The organism is Streptomyces sp. NPDC050732 (genome assembly GCF_040654255.1).
Classification (GTDB): Bacteria; Actinomycetota; Actinomycetes; order Streptomycetales; family Streptomycetaceae; genus Streptomyces.
In genome coordinates, this window is the sequence record NZ_JBFAHP010000008.1 from 140,827 (window position 1) to 165,400 (window position 24,574).

Consider the following 24,574-nt stretch of genomic DNA (forward strand, 5'->3'; position numbering starts at 1 on the left):
ATTGCGACCCATGACCGTCAGCGGCCGGGGCCGTGCCCGGTCAGAGGAGCTGCTTGCCGCCGAGAATGTCCTTGGGCCCGCGGTCCTTGAGCCCGGTCACCTTGCGGAAATTGCCGACCTTGGTGAGGGTGGGGCGCTCGTACGTCATAATCATTCTCCCTTTTTTGAGGGCGATACGCACAGAGAAAAATATGTGCGGCGAATTCAATTACATGTCCATCTCGGGACTGTGAGCGGTTGAATCCGCAGTACCCACCTAAGTACGAAAAGGGCAACACCACAACGCTTGCTCTGGATGGAGAGGCGGACACGGGGCGTACGGGGGGCGCACGTGGGGCGCGAAGAGTGATGCGGTGGGAGCATGCGCATGCGCCGCCTTTATGCGGCAAATAGGCAGTGCTGAAATGCCTCACCTGGGTAGATTTCCCTCCGCCTCGTGTTGGGATCTTTGCGTGCAACTCCAGAAATGTTCTTCTGTCCATCGATGTACAGTGCGCTCTATCGGAGCAGTGTGACCAATTCGGAACCGCGCCAAATACTTACGCGTAAGCGGCTGTCTGGCAGGGTGAATTATTCCTCCCACTCCCGAGGGCTCCCTGACTCGGCGCGGCTCGGTGCCGGGCCACCTGGACGGGTGCCGGCTCGCGAACGGCGTGATCCGTGCCCTGCGGGCACCGCTGCAGGAGTGCCATCGGCCGGGTGGGACGATGGCCGTCATGGATATTTGCAGCAGGAACAATGTCAAGGTGACCGGTCCGGCCGACGGCCCGGTGGTAGTGCTGGCGCACGGGTTCGGCTGCGATCAGAACATGTGGAGACTGACTGTGCCGGCGCTGGCGGACCGGTACCGGGTGGTCACGTTCGACTACGTGGGCTCCGGCGGCTCGGAGCTCTCGGCCTTCAGCCAGGAGCGGTATTCCTCGCTCGAAGGCTACGCCCGGGACGTGGTGGAGGTCTGCGAGGAGCTCGACCTCAGGAACGCGGTCTTCGTCGGGCATTCGGTCAGCGCCATGGTGGGGGTGCTGGCCGCGCGGATGGCACCGTCACGACTGGGTGCGCTGGTCATGGTGGCTCCCTCTCCCCGATACATCGACGACGGCGGATACCGGGGCGGCTTCAGCGCGCAGGACATCGATGAGCTCCTGGAATCACTGGACGCGAACTATTTGGGCTGGTCGGCGGCCATGGCTCCGATGATCATGGGCAATCCGGAGCGGCCGGAGCTGGGGGAGGAGCTGACCAACAGTTTCTGTGCCACCGACCCGGACATCGCGGCGGTCTTCGCGCGGACCACGTTCCTGTCCGACAGCCGCGAGGATTTGAAGAGCGTGACGGTTCCGACGCTGGTCCTTGAGTGCTCCCAGGACGTGATCGCCCCCCGTGAGGTCGGCGCGTACGTCCACGCGGCGATCCCCTCCTCCCGCTTGGTCACCCTGGATGCCACCGGGCACTGCCCGCAGCTGAGCGCACCACAGGCCACCAACGAAGCGATCCTCACGTTCTTGGCGGACTTTCGGTGATGTGTCCCGCGGGCGAGGAGCCGGGCCGGATACCGGAGCCGCCAGACGTACAGCCGGACGTACAGCCGGACGTACAGGGCGCATCAGCGACGGACGCCGCGTTCACCGCGCTGCTTGAGGACAGCGCCGAGGACTTGTACCAGTCGGCCCCCTGCGGGTATCTGTCCACGCTCATGGACGGCACCATCGCCAAGATCAACGACACTCTGCTGGACTGGCTCGGCCTTGAGCGCGGGACCGTGGTGGGGCGGCTCCGCTTCCCCGACCTGCTGACCGTCGGCGGGAAGCTCTACCACGAGACGCACTTCGCGCCACTGCTGCGTATGCAGGGTGAGCTGCGCGGCATCGCGTTGGAGATGAAAGCCGCCGAGGGGCGGCGGCTGCCGGTGCTGGTGTCTTCCGTGGTCAAGCACGGAAGTGAAGGCGAGTCGCTGCTGATCCGCACGACCGTCTTCGACGCCTCCGACCGGCGCGCCTACGAGAAGGAACTGCTGCGCCGCCGCCAGGACGCCGAGCAGGCCCGCGCCGAGGCAGAGCAGGCCAGGGCGGAGGCGGAAGCGGCTCGCCGGCAGGCCGAGGCCGACCGGCAGCGGCTGGCCGACGCCCTCGCCGTACTCCAGCAGTCCCTCGTTCCCTCCTCACTGCCCGCCGTGCCCGGACTGGAAGCCGCCGTGCACTATCACACCGCGTCTCCCGACCGCCTGGGCGGCGACTTCTACGACCTGTTCCCCCTGGGGCAGGGCCGGTGGGCGTTCTTCCTCGGCGACGTGTGCGGCAAAGGCCCCCAGGCGGCCTCCCTCACGTCGCTGACCCGCTACACCCTGCGCGCTGCCGCGCTCCACGACCCCGAACCGGTCGTGGCGCTGGCCACGCTGAACACCGTCCTCTACGACCGCTACGCAGCCGGCGGCGATCCACGCTTCTGCACGGTCATCTTCGGCATCATCGAACCCGGCACCGACCAAGGCGGCGCCACCGTCCGGCTGGCTTCCGGCGGCCATCCGCCGGCGCTGGTGGTGCGGGCCGACGGCCGCGCCGACTTCCTCTCCACGCCCGGAGGGCTCCTCGTCGGTGCCGTGCCCGCCGCTCCTTTCAGCAACGCGCAGACCACCCTCGGCCCGGGTGACACACTCCTGCTCTACACCGACGGCCTCACCGAGGCCAGGACCGGCCCCGCCCGCGAGCACCTCTTCGGCGACACGGCCCTGCAGACCTTCGCCGTCGACCAGGCACCCACCACGCCGCGGCAACTGATCACCGCCCTCACCGGGCTGCTGGACAGTTTCGGCGACGGCCTCGACGATGACACCGCCCTCCTCGCCCTCGGCGTCCCCGCCACCGACACGTCCCCGAGCCCGACAACCAACCCCTCCCCATGAGCCCGCTGAACATCACCCGCCACACCACCCCGACCGGCCCCCTCCTGGAGGTCGCCGGCGAACTCGACTACGAGCACTCCTCCGTCCTGCGCGAACAGGTCGAACGCCTCCTCCTGAGCCCGGGCCAGCAGCTGGTCATCGACCTGTCCGGCCTGGCATTCTGCGATTCCACCGGCATCAGCGTCCTGCTGGCCGCCCGCCAGCGCGCCCAAGACGCCGGCGCCGAGACCGTCCTGGTCGCCGTCCCCGCCCAGACCCTGCGCATCTTCGCCATCGTCGGACTCGACCAGGTCTTCACCATCCGCCCCACCCGTCCCGGCGGTGATGTCGCCCCTGCGCCATGAGGCGGGCCGTCTCCCACCCTGAGGAAGCGGTAGATGCCGGCAGCCGACCGACTCACCGGGCGGTGAACGCCTCGTCGCCTTCCTGCCCGTCCGCCGCACGGGGCTTGCGGCGCGGGTACCAGGCGAGCACCAGCGCGCCGACCACGACCACCAGCGCGGCCAGCACCCGCATCGCGGTGTCGAGTGAGGTGGTGAAGTCCGCGACGACGGCGTGCCGCAGGTCGGGTGAGGTCAATCCCTGGGTGACCAGACGGTGTTCGGCGGCGGGGACGGTCGTCGGCGCGTCGGGCCCGCGCAGCGGCGCCGGGAGGCCCGCCGTGAACACCCCGGTCACCACGCTGCCGCTGACCGCCACGCCCAGCGCGCTGCCCAACTCCCGCGCCAGGCTCTGCAATCCCGAGCCGACCCCGGCCCGGTGCGCCGGCAGCGCGGACATCATGCCGTACGACAGCAGCGGCGTCGCCAGGCCGCACCCGGCCGCGGTGAGCGTCGCCCCGAGCGCGTACAGGGAGTACGGGGTGCTCGGGCCGACCAGCGAGACCGTGCACAGCCCGGCGGCCAGCACCGCAAGGCCCGACCCGAGCGTCACCCGTGGACCGGTGTGCCGCTCCAGGGCCGCCGCGCAGCGCGGCGCGAGCAACAGCGCACCCGCCATCGGCAGCAGCCGCACTCCCGCCCCCAGCGGCGAGTAGCCCTTGGCGTACTGCAGATACTGGCCGTTGACGAAGAACAGGCCGAACATCCCGAAGAACACCAGCGCCATGCCGACCGCCCCCGCCCGCACCACCGGCACGGCGAACAGCCGCGGGTCCAGCATCGGATGCTCTCGGCGCAGGTCCCAGCAGGCCCAGGCCGCCAGCAGCACCGCCGCCGCACCGAAGCCGCCCAGCACCCGCGGGCTGCCCCAACCGGCCTGCGGACCGGACACGATCCCCCACAGCAGGGCGAGGAAACCGGCCGTCAGCAGGGCCGCGGACACCATCGACACCGGCCGGTCGTGCCGCGGCGGCGCCGGGGAGAACGCCACCACCAGGGCGAGCGCCGCCAGCGACAACGGCACCACGCACCAGAACAGCGCCCGCCACGAACCGAGCTGCAGCGCCGCCCCGCCACCGACGTTGCCGAGCACGGCCGCCAGCCCCGTCATCGACGCCCACACCGCCACCAGCCGCGGCCGACGGTGCGCCGGCGCGCCGCCCACCATCAGGGCCAGCGTGGTCGGGAGCACCGCGGCGGCGCCCACCCCGCTGACCACCCGGCCCGCGATCACCGTGCCGATGCCCGGCGCCACGGCACACAGGACGCAGCCGGCGGTGAACAGACCCATGCCCGCCGCGAGGACCCGCTTGCGGCCGAGCCGGTCGGCGAGCGCGCCACCCGGAATGAGCAGGCAGGCGAAGAACACCACATAACCGTCGACCACCCACATCACCGACTCGGCCGACGGGCGCAGGGCGCTGCGCGAGAGCGCGGGGATGGCGAGGTTCACCGCGGAGACCATGCCCACCACCAAGGTGACGCACAGACACATCACGGCGACGGTCAGCGGACCGGGGCCTGCCGCGTCCCGGTCCGCGTTCCGGCGTACGTCCCGGTCTGCCCGTGTGACCGGGGCGCCGAGTGCCGTCCTGCCGGCGGTCCCGGTCTCGGGGGCGGTCTCGGGGTCGGGGTTCACCGTTCGCCTCCCGCCCGTGACATGCCCTCGCCTGACGCACCGTCGTCCCACGGGGGAGGGCCGCTGTGCGGCTCCGGTACGGCGCGGACGAGTTCGGCGCGGAACGCCAGCCGGTCGCCGCGGATGCGCAGGAACTCCAGGTCCACCGGGCGCCCGTCGGGCAGCCTGGTCAGCCGTTCCACGGTGAACAGCGCCGAGCCTGCCGGGATGTCCAGCAACGCGCACGTGTGTGGGTCACCGCCCACCGCGTGCACGGTGACGCTCGCCGAGCCGAGCCGGCCGCCGGTGGACTCCTCGATGAGTCCGAACAGGTCCCGGCCCGCCAGGTCGGCGGCGAGCAGCGGCTCCCCGATGTCCGCGGCCAGATAGGTCAGGTCGAGGGAGAGCGGAGCACCGTCCAGGAGCCGCAGCCGTTCGATGTAGACCACCCGCCCGCCGTCGGGGACGTGCAGCTTGCGTGCCACCTCGCCGGGCGGGCGCACCAGGTCCGCGACCCGCACATGGTTGGTCACCTCACCGTGCGTGCCCAGCGTTTCGGCCAGGCCGGTCAGCCGCTCCAAGGTGTGCTCGTACGGCCGCCGTACGATCACCGTCCCCACGCCCTGGCGCCGTTCGACCACGCCTTCGTCGCGCAGCACGCCCAGTGCCTCGCGGACGGTGTTGCGCGACACCGCGAAGTCGGCGATCAGGGTCCGCTCGTCCGGCAGCAGGCCCGAGGTGAACGCCCCGGAGGCGATCTGACGGCGCAGCACTTCGGCGACCTGCCGGGCCCGGTCCGCCCGGGTCCGCCGTCGGCTTTCCGGCGCCTGGCGGGGTTCGGTGGGCTGTGGGGGCGAGGCGTTCATGGGACCTCCGCTGCGCGTCGGGGCCGGGGATGGGCGGGAGCGCGCGCCGGCCCGGCGCGCGCGTCGAGCCATCGGTCGGCCACGCCGGGCGAACGCCGAGAGCCGGACCCGTGCGCCTGCGTGACCGGCCGATCGGCACGGCGGTGTCGGGTCGGCGGCCGTGCCGCGGCGGCACCCGCCAAACCTAGGGCACCGATGTTTCCGGCACGTTACGCCACCATCCCTGACCTGCGGCGACGCTCGTGACGTGCGGTGTGGCGGTGAGGCAGGGCCCGTTGCGCCACTCAGTCGCCGCGTCGGCGCCGAGGAGCCGGACCGTTGAGCGGCCCGGCCCGAACCCCGCCCTCCAGTTCCATGTGCCGAAACTCTTGTTCCGTCCTGTGGACTCGCTTAGGGTCGGCGCCCCCGGCTGCCCGCGCAGTCGGGCCTTTCCTGTGTGGACACGAAGGAGTGTGCGGTGGTGCAGCAGGCGCGGCAGGACGGGTCGTCGGGCGAGGACGGCGGGCAGGGCATCGGCCGGCAGGACGGGGACACCGAACGGGAGGCGCGGACACCGGGCGCTGGGCGGGCGGTCGACGACTCCGTGGCGCAGGCGACGCGGGGCGGGCGGCCGGAGGCGGACCACGAGGACGGCGCGACACGCGGTGCGGGGCGCGGCGTGGGACGTCGCCGCTTCGTCGTCGGGGCCGGGCTCGTCGGCACCGGCGGCCTGCTCGGCGCCGCCGGAGCGGGACCGGCGGCCGCCGCCGGACACGACCGCCACGGCACCTTCGGCCCGCAGGACTTCCGCGGCAAGCGGCTGTTGCTCGTACCGGACGTGGTCCTGCTGCCGGAAGGGCCGGTCGAGGACCGCGCGGTGCTCGTCCAGGACGGCGCCTTCAAGGCTGTCGGACCGGTCCGCAAGCTCACCGACGCACACCGGGACGCCCCTACCGTACGGCTGAGGGGTCACCTGCTCATGCCGGGCTTCGTCGACGCCCACCACCATCTGACGCAGAGCTTCGGCAAGGCCCAGGCGTTCGGGCAGCCGTCGGAGATCTTCAAGACGGTGTGGGAGCCGCTGGAACGCGCCTTGGACGAGGAGACCGCCCACCTCTCGGCGAAACTCGCGGCGTTGGAGGCGCTGCGCGGCGGATTCACCACCGCCGCCGACGCCGGTACCCGCGCCCCCGTCGACGTCGGCGTCATCGCCGAGGCCGCCGAGGAGGCCGGGCTGCGCTGCGTGCTGTCGAAGGTCGTCTCCGGCGGCACGGGCGGCAAGGAACACCTGGAGCGCTTCCAGAGCTCCCGGCTGATCCATCCCTCGCTGGCGATACCCGTCCCCGAGGACGCCACCACGGAGGTGCTGAAGAGGACCGCCGACCTGTGCGCGGACGCCGACGCGGTCCTCCAGGTCCACGTCAACGAACACCTGGCCGCCGTCGAACGCTCGCTCAAGAGCGTGGGTCGCCGCCCGGTGGCCCACCTGCACCACATCGGCGCGCTCAACGCGCACGTCCTCGGCGCCCACGCCACCCTGCTCACCCCCGACGAGATGCGCATGCTCGCCGACACCGGCGCCGCGGTCAGCTACAACCCGGTCGCCAGCGCCTGGAAGGGAAACGCCGTCGCGCACGCCCTGATGTGGCGCGCCATGGGCATCCGCTTCGGCACCGGCACCGACGGCACCCGCGGCAGCGGCTTCCGTCTGATCGACGCCGCGGAGAGCGCCCAGCGCCTGAGCTACGGCCTGCGGTCCGGCGACTCCTCGTGCGGCGCGGGCCGCACGTGGCTCACCCACGCCACTGCCCTGAGCGCCGACGCCGTCGGACTCGGCAGGGTGACGGGCGAGATCTCCGTCGGCAAGGCCGCCGACTTCTTGCTCGTCGACCTCCGCGTACCCGAACTCACCCCGTCCTACGACCTGTCGTGGGAACTGGTCCGGCTGGCCGACCGCGACCAGATCACCGCGGTCGTCGTGGACGGCAAGCTGCGACTGTGGCAGGGGTGGCCCACGGACTGGGACGGGCCCGCGCTGGTCCGCAGGGCCGCCGAGGTGGGACCGAGAGTCGTGGAGCGCGCCCGCATCCAGCGGGTCGACCCGGACCCGGACGGCACAGCACGCCACGCGCGACGCCCCTGAGGCCCATGGCCGGGAGCCCGACGCCGTCCGTCTCCGCGTCCGCATCTGAGGCACGGAGACAGGTTCCGGACTCCGGTGACGTGGTACCCCTAGCGGTACGCCCCCAAGGAGACGAGCATCCTGTGACCGAATCTCCCGAAGCCTGCGGACAGCCGGGACCCGGCACCGAGCCGACCACCGCCGACCGGGCCTGGCTCGCCGTGGCCTGCCAACTCGCCACCCAGTGCCCGCCCTCGACCACGGCGTTCTCCGCCGGCGCGGTCGTCATCGCCGACGACGGCACAGAGCTCGCCCGCGCCCACTCCCGCCTGCACGACGCGCACCACCACGCCGAGGAAGGCGCTCTCGCCCAACTCGCCCCCGACGACCCCCGACTGTCCGGGGCAACCCTCTACAGCTCCCTCGAACCGTGCGCCGAGCGTGCTTCCCGGCCGCGGTCCTGCGCCCAGTTGATCCGCGAGGCGGGCATCCGCCGCGTGGTCATCGGCTGGCGGAAGCCGGACGCCTGCACGCCTGACACGTCCGAGCCCGGCACGGACGGCACCGCAGGCCTTGAGTCCGCCGGCATCACCGTCATCGAGCTGTCCGAGTACGCGGATGCCGCCAAGTCCCCGAACCAGCACCTGCTCTGACCGAGCGGGGGGCATTCGGACTTCGCGGCCCCGGCCGCTCGCCCTCTCAGCGCAGCACGGCCGACAGCAGGTCCGTGCCCAGCGCCGTCATCGCGGGCAGGTCGAGGCTGTAGTGGATGTAGCGGCCGCGCCGCCTCGCCGTCAGGAGGCCGGCGCGGCGCAGGACGGCGAGGTGGCGGGAGACCTCCGGGGCCGTCAGCTCCCAGGCGTGGGCCAGCTCACCGGTGGTGTGCGGACCCCGGGCCAGGGTGCGCAGGAGGCGTAGCCGTACCGGATGGGCGAGCGCTTCCAGGCGCAGCCCGACCGTCTCCAGCGACACCGGCTCCGGCGGGTTCGGCTCGGCCACGGGGTACTGCACCACCGGCTGCCACCCGGGCGCGTGGACCACCACCAGGTGCGGGCGGCCGTAGACACTGGGGATGAAGGTGACCCCGGCGCCGCGGGCGGCCGTCGCCTTGTCCTGCAGCTTGTCCACGGTGATGCAGTCGCCGTCCGGGGCCAGCGCGATGGCGCCGGAGACCGATGCGAGTGCCGGACCGATGCCCTGATGCTTCAACAGGTCGTTCTTCAGGCGCAGGTCCGCGGCGAGCCGCGCGGCGACATCGGCCCAGGCCGCGTCGAAGAACGCCTCCGCGCACTGTTCGATCGTCTGGCGCACCCGAGCCCGCACGGCGGCCGGATCGGTGAGCAGCCGTTCCGCGAAGGCTTCCTGCCGCGCGCCGCGGGCCTGGGCGAGGTCGAGGGCCCGCTCGCGCGCGTCCGCGTCGTTGAGCGGGGAGGGCGCGGCGGCGTGGGTCCGGTCGCTGCCGCACGTGGTGACGAGCGCGGCGGTCACATAGGTCTCGTCGTCGATCCGGTCGACGTCGTCCAACTCCTCGGCGAGGGAGTGCCGAGGGCGGGCGGGGAGCAGGAAGTCCGCTTGTGAGGAACGCCAGAGGAACTCCGCCTCCCGCAGGCGCTCGGACAGCTCCGGCCGCAACCCGGCCCGCACTTCCGCCGCCCAGCCCGCGAGCTGCGGGTGATGCCCGGGGGCGGCAAGGACATGCAGCATCGCGGTCAGTTCGGCCAGCGGGGAGGCGGCGAACCGCAGCCGGTCGGACGGCAGTCCGGTGATGTCGATGCGCAGCGTCATCCCCTCATCATCGCTGGTCGGACGGTCGACGAAGCCGTGGGTTGACGGTGTCCGTCAACTGACGTGCCCTGCGGGACGGTCGACCCGACGGTGGCCACATGCCCACCACCAAGATCGCACCCCGCGCCCTCCTCCACGCCTCCGGAGGCCCCCGCTACGCCGTCGCCCTCGCCGTGGACGCGCTCGGCACCGGCCTCCTACGGCCCTTCCTGTTGCTGTACGGAGTGACCGTGCTGCGCCTGTCGGCCCCGCTCACCGGCGCCGCCATGACGGTGGGTGTCGTCGCGGGCCTCGTGTTCATGCCCGCGCTCGGCCGCTGGCTGGACCGGGGTGCGCGCAGCACGGCCGTGGCGGCTTCGATGCTGGTGCGGGTGGCGGGCACGGCGCTGCTGCTGGCCGCCCCGGCGGGAAACGTCTGGCTGTTCGCTACGGCCGCACTCTTCCTCGGCATCGGCAACCAGGCCTGGCCGGCCGCCCACGCCGCCCTCGTCGCCACGGTCTCCCACGGCCGCGAACGGGACGCGGCACTCGCGGCGGGCCGCGCCCTGCGCAACGCCGGCATGGGCGTCGGCGCGCTCGTCGCCACCGTCTGCCTGGCGGGCGGCACCCCGGCGTTGCGGGCGCTGGCGGCCGTCACGGGAGCCAGCTACCTCGTCGCGGGGATCATCACATGGTCGATACGTGTACGTGTACGCGTAGACGCTGCTCCGAGTGCGGAACCGACCCAGGCGAAGGACCACGAGCCCGCCCCCGGCATGCGTGCCCTGCTCGCCGCCAACGTGATCTACGTCTTCTGCCTCAACATCCCCGAAATCGCGCTGCCGTTGATCCTCACGACCCAACTGCACGCGTCCCCGGCGTGGTCGGCGGGCATCTTCGTGGCCAACACCGTCCTGGTGGTCACCCTCCAGGTGCCGGTCACCGTCCTCCTGTCCCGCTACCCCCGGCGGACCGTGCTGGCCCTCGCCGGCGTGGTCCTCACCGTGTCGTACCTCGGCTTCCTCGGCGCGGCCTCGCTGGACCGCGGCTGGGCCGTCCCCGCCATCGCCGCGGTCTCCGTGGTCTGCACTCTCGGCGAGATCGTCTACGCCGGCAGCGCCACCGCGCTGGTCACCGCCGTCGCCCCGGCCCACGCCCTGGGACGCACGCTCGCGCGCTTCGAACTCTCCACCGGTCTCGGCCTCGCCGTCTCCCCGGCGGCCATCACCGCGCTGGCCCCGCACGGCCCCGCCGCCCTGTGGGGCAGCCTCGCCGCCGCCACGCTCCTCTCGGCCACCGCGGTCGTCTCACTGTGACTGTTTCGAACGCACCACGAAGCGTGCACCGTCGGGATCGCACAGGATGGCCTCGTCCGAGCCCTCTTCCCCCTGGATGACACTGCCGCCGTTGGCCAGCGCCGCCCGGGCGCACGCCGCCACGTCGGCGACCGTGAAGTGGATCTGCCAGCGCGGCCGGATCGAGGGATCGGGCGCGGACTCCACCGCGCCCGAATGGATGCGGGCCACGACGTCGCCCTGACTGCGCAGCACGACCTTCTCGTCTTCGTAGTCCACCTCGCAGCAGCCCGCGACCGTGGACGCCCAGCCGAGGACCTCCGCGTAGAAGATGGCCGCGTCGAAGGCGTTCCGGGTGTGGAGCTCCACGAAGACCGGAGCCGCGCGGCGCCATTCCTCCCAGTTGGCGACCAGCTCGCCCTCCCAGACGCCGAAGACCGCTCCGTCGCGATCGGCCAGCAGTGCCGCCCGCCCCGGAGGGAACGAGATGGGCCCCACGGCGGTCGTCCCTCCGCGCTCCTGACTGCGGGCGACGGTCTCGTTCGCGTTGGACGCGGCGAAGAACGGGGTCCATGCGACGGCCGTCCGACCCATGGCCTCCACGACGGACACCCCGGCCACCGGCAGTTCGCCCACATGGGCGAACCGGTACTCGTCGCCCAGCTTGCCGGTGCGCCAGTCCCATCCCAGCACGGCGTGGTAGAACCTCTCCGCAGACCGCAGGTCGCGCGTGGTCAGGTTGACCCAGCAGGGCGCGCCGAACACCGAGCTGCTGGCCACGTGCTCGCTCGTGGGCGTCTTGGAGCTGTTCATCTCTGTACCGTTCCGAGGTCGATGGACGGGCCTCCATCATCCCCACCGCCGGGCCCCGCGTCGCGCTGTGGCACTGGTGTGACTTAACGCTGCCCCCCGCCGCTGGGGCTCGGGGCCCTGCCGCCGTACTCGGAAGAGTGAATCGAACGGACGGGTGGCGCAGGCGCGGGCCTTCAGCACTCGCTCCATCCGCCCGGCTTCGAACTTCCGCTCGACCAGTCGCCCGAAGCTGCCCGTATCGGCCCTGTGATCAGCGGCGTTGTATCGGTGTTCGGTCCCTTTCCCGCCACCGAGGAGAACCCGTGAATCCCGTCCGCATGCTGACCGCCCTTCGCCCCGCGTTCGAAAATCCTCCCGCTCAGGCCGTCGAGGCCACCGCTTTCCGGCGACCGGTCGACGTGCGTCGCGCCCTGTTCGCATCGGCATCACGACCGTCATCGGGGTGGGGAGCATGACGTACACGCCGGCACCGCACGAGCCCGTGTCCGTCCCCGCGGCCCGCAGCGGAGGTCCGCGGCCGTCCGCGCCTCCGGAACTCGACTACAACGGACGCAAACACCGGGGCGCGATGGACGACGCCACCCTGTGGGACATGGCCCGCCGCATTCCCGCGGCACTCATGCAGACGGCCCGGCTCGCCTGGACGGTCGACCGCCGCATGACGGCGACGGTCGTCGGGTGCCAGCTGCTGTCCGGCATCGGCACGGGAGTGATGCTCGCCGCCGTGGCCAGGGCCCTGCCGCAGCTGATGGTCTCCGACCCCCGCGAAGGCCTCACGCGCGCGTGGCCCGCTCTCGCCGTCGCCGTCGTGGCGATGGCCACCGGCGCGGCGATGTGGATCCTCGCGGACTGGGCGACCCGGCGCCTGAACCCGAAGATCGCCTCGGCCGCGGACCTCACCCTGGTCGACCTGTACATGCGCGCCGAACTCGCCGCGTACGACGCGGAGGGCTTCGGCGACCGGAGCAAGGCCGCGGAGATCGGCGCGCTGCGCGCCGTCGACCTCGCCGACGACGCCAAGACCCTCACCAACGGGCTCGTCCAACTGGTGTCCGCGGCGACGGTACTCACCTCCCTGCATCCGCTGCTGCTCGGAGTGCTGCTGCTGTCCGTCGTCCCCCGGGGTCTGGGCGGAGTGATCGCCGCGCGGGTCGACTACCGGGTCCACGACCGCACGGTCTCCGCCCGCAACGTGCGCGGCATGATGCGCTGGTGGCTCACCACGGCCGAACTCGCCGACGAGCTGCGGGCCAACACGATGCGCGGCTATCTGCACTTCTGGTACCGGACCATGTGCGACCGCGTGGAAGGCCGCGAACTCGCGGGCGCCCGCCCCTACCTGCTGATCACTCTGCTGGCCGCGTCCCTCGGAGGCCTGTTCACCCTCGGCATGTGGGCGTCCCTGGCCGCGCTCGTGCTCGCCGGAGCCATGTCGACGGCGATCGCGGGAACCGCCGTCGTCGCCTCCCAGACCGCCGGGCGCGCCCTGAACTCGATCATCAGATACAGCACGGTGATGTTCCACCACGGCCTCTACCTCTCCGACTACTACGAGTTCATCGACGAGGTCCGCGCCATGGCCACGGTCCGCGGCACCGCGCAGGCCGGGCCTCCGGAGCGGATCCGGCTTGAAGGCGCCTCGTACCGCTACCCGAGCAAGGACACCGCGGCCGTACGGCCGATCACCCTCACCCTGCGTCGTGGCGAGGTCGTCGCACTGGTCGGGGAGAACGGCGCGGGCAAGTCGACGCTGATCCGTTTGCTCACCGGGCTGACCGTTCCCACCGACGGCAAGGTGCTGTGGGACGACACCGATCTGGCCACCGCCGACGCCGACTCGGTCTGGCGGCACGTGGGCCTGGTCCCGCAGAAGAACGGGCACTGGCCGCTCGCCGCCCGGGAGAACATCACCCTGGGCCAGCCCCGCGAGCACGGCGACGACCGGATCTGGGACGTGGCGGAACGGGTCGGCATGACCCGGGCCCTCCGCGAACTGCCCGACGCACTCGACACGCTCCTCGCCCGCTCGGTGTGGGGCGGCCACGAACTCTCCGGCGGCCAGTGGCAACGGCTCGCGTGTGCGCGGGCGATGTACCGCGAACCCGCCGTGCTCGTCCTTGACGAGCCGACCAGCGAGATGGACGCCCGCGGCGAACACACGATCTTCCAGGAACTGCGGGCCACGGCCCCCGGCCGGATCACCGTGGTGGTCACGCACCGACTGGACAACGTACGGATGGCCGACCGCGTGATCGTCCTCGACCGGGGTGCCATCCGCGAACAAGGCACCTTCGACGAACTCGTCGCGACGGAGGGAAGCCTGTTGGGCGAGCTGTACGCGCTCGCCCAGGACCGCTGAACACACGGTCTGTCCAAGGCCGTTGACGGGTACCGGCCATGGAACCGGCGAAGGGCCGGCTGCGGGGCCAGTGAAAGGGGAATCGGATGTCGGTCGACCTCGTCGGCTTCCTCGGCGTAGTCATGGTGGCGTATGTGGTTCCGGGCCCGGACTTCCTCGTGGTGGTGAGATCGGCCACCGAGCATCCCGCGAAGGGCCGGGCAGCGGCGCTGGGCGCCCAGACCGGGCTGTGCGTGCACATGCTCGCCGCCGCGGTCGGCCTGTCCCTGATCGCCGCCCGCTCCCCGGCGGTCTACGACGCCATCAGGCTGCTGGGCGCGGCCTACCTCGTATACCTGGGAGTCCGGGCCGTGCTGGCCGCGCGGCGGGAGGCGGCCGACGCCCCGCAGGACGGCACCGGTCCGCGAACCCCCGAGGGGGAGGGGCCGGCCGACGGCCGGTGGCGGTCCGGTTTCACCCAGGGCTTCCTGACCAACGTGCTCAACCCCAAGGCGGCACTGTTCTTCCTCAGCATCCTGCCGCAGTTCGTCGACGGCGGCGCCTCCACCTCGCGGCAGATCTTCTTCCTCGGCACCCTGGACATCGTCATCGGAGTCGCCTACTGGTTCGCCCTGGTCGCCGTCGCCGCGCGGCTGCGGGCGTTCCTCGCCAGCCCCAAGATCCGCCACCGCTGGGAGCTGACGACCGGCTGGCTGTTCATCGCCATCGGCATCGGCGTCGCCGCGGCAGCTTGAGGCGCCGTCAGGCTCGCTCCTTGTGGCGTGCCGCGATGCTCGGGGTTCAGGCGTTTCGGCGGTCGCCCTGGTTGTCGCAGGGCAGGTCGGCGGGGGTGTGGTGGGCGAGGAAGTCGCGGGTGGCCTGGCGTTCCACGTCGGTGATGGCGGTGGGCTCGATGTCGATGATGCCGCCGAAGGGGCGGTCGACGTCCCGGATGATGCACAGCGTGGCGGTCAGGAGCGCGGTGATGACGGTGAGGGTGATGATCTGCCCGCGGTTGTTGCGTCGGGGGATGCACGTGCCCAGGGCCATCACGGTGATGACCAGGGTGGCGAGCAGGAACCACAGGATCGCGCCGGGGATGCTCGCGGTGGCCTGGGTCAGGCGCTCCTCACGCTCGTCGGAGCGCTTGGTGTCGGCGCCGACCAGCATGCCGAAGACCGGTTTGCCCTCGACCTCGCGAAAGACGCGGCGCAGGTCGGTGGACCAGACACTGGGGGCCCGCGAGCCCTTCCCGTCGGCCATGGCGGGCCATTCCCGCTGGCGGACGGCGCGGGCGTAGCAGACGGCATCCGCCTGGATCTTCGCCCGCTGCGCTTCGGGCGCGTACTCGGCGCTCTCCACGAGCTGGTCGACGGCCCGGGCCTCGCCGCGCGCGGCGACCTCGGCCTTTCCGTAGGAGCCGTTGGCGGTGACCAGGACGAAGGCCAGCAGCAGCACGGTCAGCGTCAGCAGCGGGCCGACCAGGTCCTTGACGCACATGCCGGCGTCGTCGTCCTCACTCACGAGCCGGGGCCGCAGGTAGCGATTGGCGGCCAGGCCCGCCAGCAGAGCCAGGACAGCGACGACGATGATGAGGATCATGAACGGCCACCTCTGCGGAGTTGGGCGCCCTCACGAGGGCAGCGGCACCGGCATCGTCCCCGACCGCCCGAGACCTCTACCTGGAGAAACACCCCTCACCTTCGAACGAGCGACGCCCCTTGGGCCGAAGAGCCCCACGAAGTGTGCGGCGCGCGACGGTCGCCCCTCCCGCGTGCCCGGACTTCCTAGGCGTCGTCGCGGGAGGTGACCTCGTCGACGGGCCCGATCGCCGCTCCGCCAGGTCGGCCCGCGTTGATTCGCGCCTTCTTGACCTTGTTGCCGCAGGTGTTCATCGAGCACCAACGGCGGTTGGCCGCACGGCTGGTGTCGAGGAACAGCCCCGCGCATCGGGGGCCTTCGCAGCTCTTGACGCGGCCGCGGTCGGGGCCCCCGAGGATGCGGATGGCATCCGTGGCCAGGACCCCGAGGGCGTCGCCGACAGGGGTCGTCTCCGTCAGGTGCCATCCCGCGCGTCCGTGTTCCAGTGCGGCCTTCGCGTGCCCAGCGGCGGAAAAGGTGTTGAGGGTGCGGACATCCTCGGAGTCGGGCTGTTCACCTGCGGCGATCGCCGATCCGACGCGGTGGATCGCCTCGCGCAGTCCGACAGCGCCCTCCAGATCGGTCGGCGACACGTCCGCGATGTCGAGCCCTGTGGCCCGGAGCCACATCCTCAGTCGTGCGGGATCGGTCAGCCGCTCTCTCGGCGTCAGGCCGGCGCGATCGCTCACGGTGGCGGTGAACCGAAACGCCAGAACCTCGTTGTCCATCCGGAACACACGACGTGCATCCTCGGCCATTCCAACCTCCGCGGGGACAGTGAGCGACAACACACCCGTCGAACCGCTTCAGACGGTTCGCTGTGATCGTAACTCCATGGCATCCTTTGAACTCCTTCAGACGGTTCAATGGAGAGGGTGCTTGGCGTGAGCGGTATCGCGGTCATCGGTCTGGGAGCCATGGGGAAGCCCATCGCGCGCAACCTGTTGAAGGCCGGCCACGACGTCGTGGTGTGGAACCGCTCCGACGAGCCCGCGGACGAACTCGCCGCGGCGGGTGCCCGTCGCGCCGCCTCGGTCCCGGAGGCCATGCGATCGCCCGTGGTCTTCTCGATGCTGTCCGACGACCGGGCCGTCGCCGAGACGTTCATCGACTCCGGTGTCCTCGCTCGGACCCCGGGCGGGACCGTTCACGTCAACCTCGCCACGGTGAGTACGGACCTGGCTCGCCGGGCGGGCGCGGTGCACGCCGAGCATGGTGTCGGATACGTCGCGGCACCGGTCTTCGGCCGTGTCCCGGTCGCCGAAGCCGGAGCACTCAACGTTCTTGCGGCCGGGGAGCCTGCGCTGCTCGACCGCGTGCAGCCGTTCCTCGACGTCATCGGCTCGCGGACCTGGCGACTCGGCGACCGTCCCGAGCAGGCCAACATCGTGAAGATCCTCGGGAACTACCTGATCGCCTGCGCGATCCAGTCGCTGGGCGAGGCCGTCAGCGTCGCGGAAGGCGCCGGCGTCGACTCCGGGCAGCTGGTCGAGCTGCTGACCTCAACACTCTTCCCCGGCCCCGTCTACACCGGCTACGGCTCGATGATCGCCGAACGGCGCTACCAGCCGGCCGGATTCACCACGGACCTGGGCCGCAAGGACCTCCACCTGGCCCTCGACGCAGCGACCGGCCAAGACATCCCGCTCCCGATCGGCGAACTGCTGCGCACCGTCTTCGACGAGGCCATCGCCGACGGTCGCGGGACGGACGACTGGGCGGTCATCGCCGAACAGCAGCCACGGTGACCACCGACGACCGACGGCATCGCCGAGAGGTCAGGCGCGCTCGCTGTACTCGGCGAACTCCCAGTCTGTGACGTGTTCCTGGAATTTCCGATACTCGTGACGCTTGCCCGCGATGTAGATGCCGGTGAACTTCTTACCGAGACGATCCGTGAGTTCGCTGTCGGCCTCCAGAGCGTCGAGCGCCGCCGCGAGGTTCCCGGGTAGCGGCAGGAATGTGTTGGCGTCAGTATCCGAGGCCCGACCGGGTGGTGGCGGTTCCTCTTCGGCCTCGATGCCCAGGCGCAGGGCGGCGACCAGGCCGGCTACGGCCAGGTAGGGGTTGGCCGAGGCGTCTCCCAGCCGCAGTTCCAGGCGGGTGGCGTCTCCGCGGCTCGTGGGAATGCGGATCATGGCATCGCGTCGGTCCAGCCCCCAGTCCCCGGCGCGGGGTGCGGTCGGGTCCTGGCCCAGGCGTCGATAGGAGTTGACCGTGGGGTTCAGCAGGGCCGTGAGGGCGGGCGCGTGCCGCAGGAGCCCTGCCATCGCGTAGCGGGCTCTGGCCGACAGACCGTAGGGCCCCCGGGGGTCGTCGAAGAGATTTCGGCCGGCCGCGTCGGTGCAGGAGACGTGGAGATGAAAGCCGGAGGTTCCGCCGTCGTTGAAGGGCTTGGCCATGAAGGTGGCCAGCCGGCCTTCCTTGCGGGCCAGTTCTCGTACGGCCACTTTGAACAGATAGGCGTGGTCCGCCGCTCGAAGGGCCTCGTCGTGCTGCAGGTTGATCTCGAACTGTCCTTCGCCGGCCTCCTGATTGCCGGCCGTGACACCGATACCCAGGTGGTGCAGGTGGCGCATGGTGGTCAGAAGGTGGCAGTCCGGGTCTCCTCTGCGCCCGCTGCTGTAGACGTTGCCTCTCGTGCCGCCGTAGCGCCGCCATCCCCCTGGCGCTTCGGGAGCGGGATCGAGCAGGAAGTATTCGAGCTCCGGTCCGACCACGGTCCGCACCCGGGCCCCGGCGTCCGGCGCGATCACTCGGCGAAGGACCTCGCGCGGCGATTCCGGCAGCGCGGCGCCGCCCTCTACGGGCTCGCGGGGATCGCCCAGGCACCACGCGACCCCAGGCTCCCAAGGCAGCGGAACCAGAGTGTCCAGATCGGGATGGACGTGCATGTCGGGCCAGCCGGCCAACGAGTCGCCGGGAACATCCGCGACCGCACCCTCGGAGGTGGCCCGGTAGATGGCGCGGCTGAAGGTCAGCCCCCGCGCGCAGGCCGCTTCGAGGTGCCCCACGAGAATGTCCCGGCCGCGATCGGTGGACCGCAGATCGGGGAAAGAAACGCGAACGGTGTCGATGCCCTGGGCGGCGAGCCGGTCGATGAGGGCGCGTACGTCCGCCCGGCCTGGTGGCTTTGCTTGCGTCAAGCCGAACTCCGCTCCGCCGCGGTCATGCCCGTGTCTGTGCCCCTGCCCGTGCCCGGAGCCGACAACGGCGCCCGTCTGTGCCATCCTGCAATAACGCCGTTATAGCCTATATATCCCAATAAGCCCTTAATGGCGTTTTGTGGCAGGGTGCAGAGGGCGCGGAGGGCGCAGAGGGTGTGCGAGAAGGCGGAGGCATGCCGGATGAGCGGTGCGGACGTGCTGACCATTGGCGACCGGCCCTCGCCCGACGGCCACGCCGAAGACATCCTCCTGTCCCTCACGGAACGGCTCCACCGAACCTCGACCCGTTTCCTCGGCTATCCCGCCAACCTGGATTTCGATCACACCGCCTGCGGCCCCCTGCTGCCGGTCCTCATCAACAACGCGGGCGACCCGTGCGGCGGGGACCCGGCAGGCCTGCACGCCAAGCCGTTCGAGAACGCGACCATCGCGTGGTTCACCCGGCTGGCGGAAGGCGACCCCGCCGACACTTACGGGTACGTGACCAGCGGAGGCAGCGAAGGGCTGCTCTTCGGCCTGAGCCTGGGACGCCACCGACTTCCCAACGCCCCCGTCTACGCCTCGGACCAGGCCCACTACGGCGTCCGCAAAGCTGCCGGTCTGCTGCGGATGGAACTCGTCGTGGTACCCAGCGACGCCGATGGCGCCATGGATCCCGATGCCCTGCGCATGGCCTGCGAGGAACGCGGGGCACACGACGCGCGCGCCGGCCGTTCCCCGAGCGGAGCAGTGATCGTGGCCACCGTGGGTACCACCATGACCGGAGCTTTCGACGACGTAGCCGCACTGCGTCGCGCGGCCCGCGCCGCGGGCGACACCCACGTGCACTCCGACGCCGCCCTGGGCGGCCTCCTCGCCGCGTTCGCCCCTGTCGAGCTTCCCTGGAATCTGCGGCACGGCGCCGACTCCGTCTCCGTCAGCGGTCACAAATTCATCGGCTGCCCCGTGCCCTGCGGCATCGTCGTCACCCCCCGGCACCTCCTGCCCCCGCTCGCCGCGGACGAGTACTTGGGCTCCAGCGACCATACGCTCGACTGCTCACGCAGCGGTCTCGCCGCCGTGCTGCTGTGGAAACGCCTGCACGAACTGGGCACCGAAGGCCTCCGGAGCCAGGCCCGACGATGTCGCGACACCGCCGCCCACGCCGTCGGAGCCTTGGCGCGTGTCGGCGCCAACCCCCGGCACGTGCCGCACTCGATCACCGTCACCTTCGACCGGCCCCCGACCGAAGTCTGCAATCGCTGGCACCTCGCCGCCCAAAACCACCGAGCCCACCTGCTCACCATGCCCCACGTGACGCCCGAAACCATCGACATCATGTGCGCCGACCTCGCGCACCACCGCGGACCGCCGCCCAGCCACCCGCTTTCCGCGCCGACGGAGATGTGACACGGCTTCAGAGCCCGTGCCGGCGGCGTCAGAGGGAGAGCAGCAGGGTGACGATCAGCACCGAGCAGTAGGCGGCGATTGCCGGCCCGGCTGCCCGTGCGTACCGTCCGGGCGCGGGAGCGGCCTCGGTCGGGCGGAGTGCGGGGTCGGCTGCCAATGAGCGGATTCCGTCCAACGCGGCCCGTGCCCGCGGGCGCCGGGGCAGCAGTTCGGCAAGCCAACGTGCGGGCAGGACACCGTAGATGTCGATGTCACGGTCGGTGGCGCAGCGGATTCGGAAGCCGCGCTCTTCCGCGCTGACGCCGCGGAACTCGTTCCACGGCACATGATGAACCGTGAATGTGCCAGTGACCCGGAGGCCGTGACAGTCGGCCACGACCTGCCAGTTGAGCAGGGTGACCACGGGCAGCGCCGACGCCGCGACGAGAAAGGCGAGGGCATGGACGTGCCGGGATTCGGTTTCGTGGAAGTGGAGGCCGACGGTTACGAGCGTCAGTACCGCCAGGTACCCCAGCACGATCGCACGCACCCCGGGCCCGGCCCTCCACCGAACCGGTGCCGCACCGGTCTGCCAGGTCTCGGCCGCCGGTTCGGCGCGGTACTGGGGCCGTACCGGTTTCGTGGTGTGCCCGGAGCCCCCGCCCGTCAGGAGGACCAGTTCGCCGCCGGTGTGCGGAGCTCCGTACAGCACCGCCTCCTGCAACGTGCCGTCCTTGGGAAGAGTGGTACGGCAGGAGAAGACGGGCGACCCGCCTGCGGTGTCATCCGCCGCGAAGACGTCCGTACGCCGGTCGTCCGAACCGCCACCGGCCCGCAGGAGCACCCGCAGCACGGGCACCGGTGACCTGCGCAACGCTGCGATCCCGTGCCACCCCGCCAGGCCCGACCCGCCCCAGTGCAACCCCACCGCCAGGGTGAGGACCGCGGTGAGCCGCCAGTTCTCGGCACTCAGCAGCAGGCCGCTTCCCAGGGCCGACAGCACGAGAGCGAGCACGGCGAACCCGAGGATCGGGATGCCGCAACCGAGGTCTGAACCGCCGCGACCGCGGGTATCGACGTCCTTCGGCACCGGTAGCCGCAGCGGACCGGCTGCGTCGAGAGCGAGCGTCCGCTGCTTGCGGGCGACCAGACGGCGGTGCAGGCAGCCCGCGAACGCGTATCCGCCCGCCAGGGCGACGGCGGTGCGGGCCGCCGTGGATATCTGCGGCTGCAGCGCCACACCGAGGACGATGAGCGGTAGTACGGACGCCGCCAGGTGCGGCAGGCGCCAAAGCCAACGGAAGACGACCACACCCGAAAGAGCGAGGTGGGCGGTGACCCACCATCGGGGCTCACACGGATCGAGCCGGCCGCAGAGGTGGGCGTCCATGCGCGGGAAACCCGTCGCCGCGACGAGCGCGCAGGCCAGGGCCAGTACGGCGGGCAGGGGGTGGGACCACACGGCGGGCCGGGCTTCCAGCCATGGGCCGACGGCCGTCGAATTCCACACGGCGACGCCTTGCGGCATCGGCGTCGGCATCGGCTCCTGCGGTTGCGGAACGGGGCTCTCGATCACGCCCGATGGTCCTGGCACGGACATGGCTCACCGCCGCCCTCGGCACGACGGAACGGTGAACACCACGGCACGAGTCGGTACGGGTCGCCGCTCCCTTTCCTTGTCCTTCCCGAGTCTTCCCCTCGTCCTCCCCTCCCGGTCAGGGGAAGCCGAGGAACTCCGCGCAGTGGGCGCACCGCGTCATCGCCCGACGCGAAGTGTTGCCTGCCGTGGCCTGGAGCGGGTTCCCTCCACTGATGCGAGTCCAGACGTCCGTGCCCGCACCGGAGACCCAGCCCCACCCTGCCTCGTCGAGAGGGCCGTCGGCGTAATGCACGCAAGCGCCAGGGATGTGGGCCATGTCAGTGGGCGAGATGAGGATCTTGTCGCACGTGACATCCGGCCCTGCCGCCGGGCCTGAGCGGGAAGGGTCCAGCGCCTTCGGCGCGCGGCCGTCGGTCGGGCAGGCGCAGCCCATCCCAACGATCATTTCGCAGCGTTCGCACAGCTTCTCGGGCATGGACGCAATGGTGCCCTCAAAGGCTGTTGAAGGCTGTTGCAGAACGGCGATCACGTTCGGATCCAGCCAATGCCGGTGCAGCGCCGGAGGCGTTCTGCGTCAGCGGCCGTATGCGTCGCCGCGGGGGAGGGGGCCCACGTCGGCGCGGCGGCCGGGGCGGAGGGAGGCGTGGCGTTGACCGGGGCCGGGGCCTCCTCGTGCGGCCAGGGCGTCGGCGACGGCGCCGGTGGCGAAGGCGTAGACGGCCTTGTGCAGCACGTCGACGACGAGTTCCTTGCGGGGCCAGGTGGGCGGTGGGGCGCCGACGCCGGTGGCGTTCTCAAGGATCTGGTCGTTCGTGAGGCGCACGACGGTGAACTGCGCCGAAGCCGCCGGCCCGCGCAGCCCGGACTGGGCCATGACCGACCGCAGCACACCGAGGAGGGCGGCCTGGCCGAAGTGCATGGCCCAGTTCACCCGGAGGGGTTGTCGGCCGGGGCGTTCCGGCAGGCCGGTCAGACGTTGGAGGGTCCGTGCGGGCACGTGTGAGTCAGGTCGTCCGGTGATGGCCTGCTCGATCTTCTCGCCGAGCGTCATCACGACACCCCCGGCGGTCCCCGCGACCAGTCCTTGCCACAACGCACGCTTGATCATGCCGTTCCGGGTACCCGATGCCGGCGCCCTGACCCACCGGATCGGGACGGACTCCACCCGCTCGCCGGGCGCCTCACCCGGATGCCGGGACCCACGGGCCGGGGTAGCGCGTCAGGGGTAGGCGTGGTCCCGCCGACCTTACGAATGATCAGCTCGAACCCACCCGAGAAATGCGAACCCAGCACAAGAAAGTCCAGCACAAGAAAGCCCAACACAAGAAAGTAGGGCAGATCCATGAACGCATCGGCCCGTCCGCACCCGGCCGCCCCCGGGACGAGGCGCGAGCCGCGCAGGTCGATGGTGGTGTGCGGCGTGCTCGGGGTGGCGGTGATGGCGGCGGTGGACGAGATCGTCTTCCACCAGATCCTGCACTGGCACCACTTCTACGACCGCTCCACTTCCGGCACGGGCCTGATGTCGGACGGGCTGCTGCACACCGGTGAGTTGCTGGGCCTGGTCGCCGGCTTCTTCCTGTACGCCGATCTGTGCCGCCGCCGCGCCCTGACCCCGGCCCATGCTCGGGCCGGGTTCTTCCTCGGCCTCGGGATCTTCCAGTTGTACGACGGAATCGTGGACCACAAGCTGCTGCGCCTGCACCAGGTCCGCTACGGCGTGGACGTCACCCCGTACGACTGGTCGTGGAACCTGGCGGGCCTGGTGTTGCTGCTGACCGGCCTGGTGCTGGCGGTCCGCGCGACCCGCGGCAGGGGGAGCGGCAGCGACAGTGGCAGGGTGGACTCGGCGTCGTGACCCTCGCACATGTCCATCCGGGCCCGGGTATCGGGCCCCACCCCGGCCCGGGGCCCATCGAGCTGCTGTCGGCGGCGGCCGCGCTGCTGATGGCCGTGGTGTACCTGCTGGCCGCAGGGCGGCTGCGGCAACGCGGGGACGAGTGGCCCTGGTGGCGGGACGTCTCGTTCTCCGTCGGCTGCTGCGGTGTGGCCTGGGCGGCGGTGGGCCCGCTGCCGGGCGGACCGTTCACCGCCCACATGGTCCAGCACCTGATCGTCGGCATGGCGGCCCCCGTGCTGCTCGTCCTGGCCCGCCCCCTCACCCTCACCCTGCGCACGCTGGCACCCGGCACGGCACGCAGGGGACTGCTGGCCCTGGCCCGCTCCCGCCCCGTCACCTGGCTGCTCTTCCCGCCGCTGGCGGCCCTGCTCGACATCGGAGGGCTGTGGCTCCTGTACCGCACGGAGCTGTTCGCGGCCATGCGGCACGAGCCATGGCTGCACGCCGTCGTACACGCCCATGTCCTCGCGGCCGGGCTGCTGTTCGCCTTCGCCGTCTGCCAACTCGACCCCGTCCGCCACCGTTGGAGCCTTGCCGCGCGCGGGGCGACCCTGCTGGCCGCCGGCGCCGCACATGCCGTACTGGCCAAGACCCTGTACGCGACGGCACCGCCCGGCACCTCGTTCGCCACGGCAGATCTGCATACCGGCGCCCAAGTCATGTACTACGGCGGCGACTTGGCCGAAGCGGCGCTCGCCGTCGTCGTGGCCGCCTCCTGGTACCGGGCAACCGGCCGTGCCCAGCTGCGACGGCCCCGCCCTGCGCGAGTACCCACACGCTCCGCGCCGTAGCTGTAGCCGGTGCCGGTGCCGCAGCGAGTTACG

At 71.3% G+C, this 24,574-nt stretch carries 22 protein-coding genes and 1 pseudogene; 12 read left to right on the forward strand and 11 right to left on the reverse strand.

Annotated elements, in window-relative coordinates:
- Positions 1–40: 40 nt before the first annotated feature.
- Positions 41–148: a keywimysin-related RiPP gene (locus AB0H82_RS09770; RefSeq protein WP_362990652.1), complete on the reverse strand. Its 108-nt coding sequence runs from the start codon at positions 146–148 to the stop codon at positions 41–43.
- 568 nt (positions 149–716) lie between these two features.
- Here AB0H82_RS09770 and AB0H82_RS09775 point away from each other — a divergent pair.
- The 3 genes from AB0H82_RS09775 to AB0H82_RS09785 are packed head-to-tail and all read left to right on the forward strand — an operon-like array spanning position 717 to position 3,243.
- Positions 717–1,520: an alpha/beta hydrolase gene (locus tag AB0H82_RS09775; protein ID WP_362990797.1), complete on the forward strand. Its 804-nt coding sequence runs from the start codon at positions 717–719 to the stop codon at positions 1,518–1,520.
- On the forward strand, positions 1,520–2,899 hold the full coding sequence (locus AB0H82_RS09780; protein WP_362990654.1) for a SpoIIE family protein phosphatase: 1,380 nt from the start codon (positions 1,520–1,522) through the stop codon (positions 2,897–2,899). Before AB0H82_RS09775 ends, AB0H82_RS09780 begins: the two co-directional genes overlap by 1 nt.
- A complete protein-coding gene (locus AB0H82_RS09785) occupies positions 2,896–3,243 on the forward strand; it encodes an STAS domain-containing protein (protein ID WP_362990656.1) in 348 nt (115 codons plus the stop codon). Before AB0H82_RS09780 ends, AB0H82_RS09785 begins: the two co-directional genes overlap by 4 nt.
- 52 nt (positions 3,244–3,295) lie before the next feature.
- Here the strand turns inward: AB0H82_RS09785 and AB0H82_RS09790 are convergent, their stop codons facing one another.
- Together AB0H82_RS09790 and AB0H82_RS09795 are read right to left on the reverse strand one after the other, a co-directional pair.
- Entirely contained in the window at positions 3,296–4,918 is a 1,623-nt protein-coding gene (locus tag AB0H82_RS09790; RefSeq protein WP_362990658.1) for an MFS transporter, read from the reverse strand.
- Positions 4,915–5,763: a GntR family transcriptional regulator gene (locus AB0H82_RS09795; RefSeq protein WP_362990660.1), complete on the reverse strand. Its 849-nt coding sequence runs from the start codon at positions 5,761–5,763 to the stop codon at positions 4,915–4,917. Before AB0H82_RS09795 ends, AB0H82_RS09790 begins: the two co-directional genes overlap by 4 nt.
- A gap of 457 nt (positions 5,764–6,220) precedes the next feature.
- On the opposite strand from AB0H82_RS09795, the gene AB0H82_RS09800 reads away from it, so the two are divergent.
- Together AB0H82_RS09800 and AB0H82_RS09805 are read left to right on the forward strand one after the other, a co-directional pair.
- Entirely contained in the window at positions 6,221–7,885 is a 1,665-nt protein-coding gene (locus AB0H82_RS09800; protein ID WP_362990662.1) for an amidohydrolase family protein, read from the forward strand.
- A 179-nt stretch (positions 7,886–8,064) separates the two neighbouring features.
- A pseudogene (locus AB0H82_RS09805) lies at positions 8,065–8,517 on the forward strand (deaminase); the annotation flags it as partial.
- Positions 8,518–8,563: 46 nt separating this feature from the next.
- Here AB0H82_RS09805 and AB0H82_RS09810 read toward each other — a convergent pair.
- Complete coding sequence (locus tag AB0H82_RS09810) at positions 8,564–9,649, reverse strand: DUF5937 family protein (protein WP_362990664.1); 1,086 nt, start codon at positions 9,647–9,649, stop codon at positions 8,564–8,566.
- 98 nt (positions 9,650–9,747) lie between these two features.
- Between AB0H82_RS09810 and AB0H82_RS09815 the strand changes: the two genes are divergently transcribed.
- Complete coding sequence (locus tag AB0H82_RS09815) at positions 9,748–10,944, forward strand: MFS transporter (RefSeq protein ID WP_362990666.1); 1,197 nt, start codon at positions 9,748–9,750, stop codon at positions 10,942–10,944.
- Here AB0H82_RS09815 and AB0H82_RS09820 read toward each other — a convergent pair.
- On the reverse strand, positions 10,936–11,736 hold the full coding sequence (locus AB0H82_RS09820) for a VOC family protein (protein WP_362990668.1): 801 nt from the start codon (positions 11,734–11,736) through the stop codon (positions 10,936–10,938). The genes AB0H82_RS09815 and AB0H82_RS09820 overlap by 9 nt on opposite strands.
- Positions 11,737–12,187: 451 nt before the next feature.
- Between AB0H82_RS09820 and AB0H82_RS09825 the strand changes: the two genes are divergently transcribed.
- Together AB0H82_RS09825 and AB0H82_RS09830 are read left to right on the forward strand one after the other, a co-directional pair.
- Complete coding sequence (locus tag AB0H82_RS09825) at positions 12,188–14,095, forward strand: ABC transporter ATP-binding protein (protein WP_362990670.1); 1,908 nt, start codon at positions 12,188–12,190, stop codon at positions 14,093–14,095.
- An 86-nt stretch (positions 14,096–14,181) separates the two neighbouring features.
- Positions 14,182–14,829, forward strand: a complete 648-nt coding sequence (locus AB0H82_RS09830) for a LysE family translocator (protein WP_362990672.1) — start codon at positions 14,182–14,184, stop codon at positions 14,827–14,829.
- 46 nt (positions 14,830–14,875) lie between these two features.
- Here AB0H82_RS09830 and AB0H82_RS09835 read toward each other — a convergent pair whose 3' ends face one another.
- The gene (locus AB0H82_RS09835; RefSeq protein WP_362990674.1) at positions 14,876–15,676 is read right to left on the reverse strand and encodes a hypothetical protein; all 801 of its coding nucleotides are present in this window, start codon (positions 15,674–15,676) and stop codon (positions 14,876–14,878) included.
- A gap of 185 nt (positions 15,677–15,861) precedes the next feature.
- Positions 15,862–16,473, reverse strand: a complete 612-nt coding sequence (locus tag AB0H82_RS09840) for an ABATE domain-containing protein (RefSeq protein WP_362990676.1) — start codon at positions 16,471–16,473, stop codon at positions 15,862–15,864.
- 126 nt (positions 16,474–16,599) lie between these two features.
- Between AB0H82_RS09840 and AB0H82_RS09845 the strand changes: the two genes are divergently transcribed.
- Positions 16,600–17,463 (forward strand): NAD(P)-dependent oxidoreductase, encoded by an 864-nt coding sequence (locus AB0H82_RS09845; protein ID WP_362990678.1) that lies wholly within the window; start codon positions 16,600–16,602, stop codon positions 17,461–17,463.
- Between the two features lie 30 nt (positions 17,464–17,493).
- Here AB0H82_RS09845 and AB0H82_RS09850 read toward each other — a convergent pair whose 3' ends face one another.
- Positions 17,494–18,861 carry a glutamine synthetase family protein gene (locus AB0H82_RS09850; RefSeq protein ID WP_362990680.1) on the reverse strand — a complete coding sequence of 456 codons (1,368 nt, stop codon included), beginning with the start codon at positions 18,859–18,861 and terminating at the stop codon, positions 17,494–17,496.
- A gap of 201 nt (positions 18,862–19,062) precedes the next feature.
- Between AB0H82_RS09850 and AB0H82_RS09855 the strand changes: the two genes are divergently transcribed.
- Positions 19,063–20,271 (forward strand): histidine decarboxylase, encoded by a 1,209-nt coding sequence (locus AB0H82_RS09855; protein WP_362990682.1) that lies wholly within the window; start codon positions 19,063–19,065, stop codon positions 20,269–20,271.
- A gap of 28 nt (positions 20,272–20,299) precedes the next feature.
- On the opposite strand, the gene AB0H82_RS09860 is transcribed toward AB0H82_RS09855, so the two are convergent.
- From AB0H82_RS09860 to AB0H82_RS09870, 3 genes are all read right to left on the reverse strand, one after another.
- Positions 20,300–21,790 (reverse strand): hypothetical protein, encoded by a 1,491-nt coding sequence (locus AB0H82_RS09860; protein ID WP_362990684.1) that lies wholly within the window; start codon positions 21,788–21,790, stop codon positions 20,300–20,302.
- Between the two features lie 175 nt (positions 21,791–21,965).
- The gene (locus AB0H82_RS09865) at positions 21,966–22,325 is read right to left on the reverse strand and encodes a hypothetical protein (protein WP_362990686.1); all 360 of its coding nucleotides are present in this window, start codon (positions 22,323–22,325) and stop codon (positions 21,966–21,968) included.
- Between the two features lie 99 nt (positions 22,326–22,424).
- Complete coding sequence (locus AB0H82_RS09870) at positions 22,425–22,958, reverse strand: hypothetical protein (protein WP_362990688.1); 534 nt, start codon at positions 22,956–22,958, stop codon at positions 22,425–22,427.
- Positions 22,959–23,192: 234 nt separating this feature from the next.
- On the opposite strand from AB0H82_RS09870, the gene AB0H82_RS09875 reads away from it, so the two are divergent.
- Together AB0H82_RS09875 and AB0H82_RS09880 are read left to right on the forward strand one after the other, a co-directional pair.
- Positions 23,193–23,708 (forward strand): DUF2243 domain-containing protein, encoded by a 516-nt coding sequence (locus AB0H82_RS09875; RefSeq protein WP_362990690.1) that lies wholly within the window; start codon positions 23,193–23,195, stop codon positions 23,706–23,708.
- Positions 23,705–24,541: a cytochrome c oxidase assembly protein gene (locus AB0H82_RS09880; RefSeq protein WP_362990692.1), complete on the forward strand. Its 837-nt coding sequence runs from the start codon at positions 23,705–23,707 to the stop codon at positions 24,539–24,541. Before AB0H82_RS09875 ends, AB0H82_RS09880 begins: the two co-directional genes overlap by 4 nt.
- Positions 24,542–24,574 lie beyond the last annotated feature (33 nt).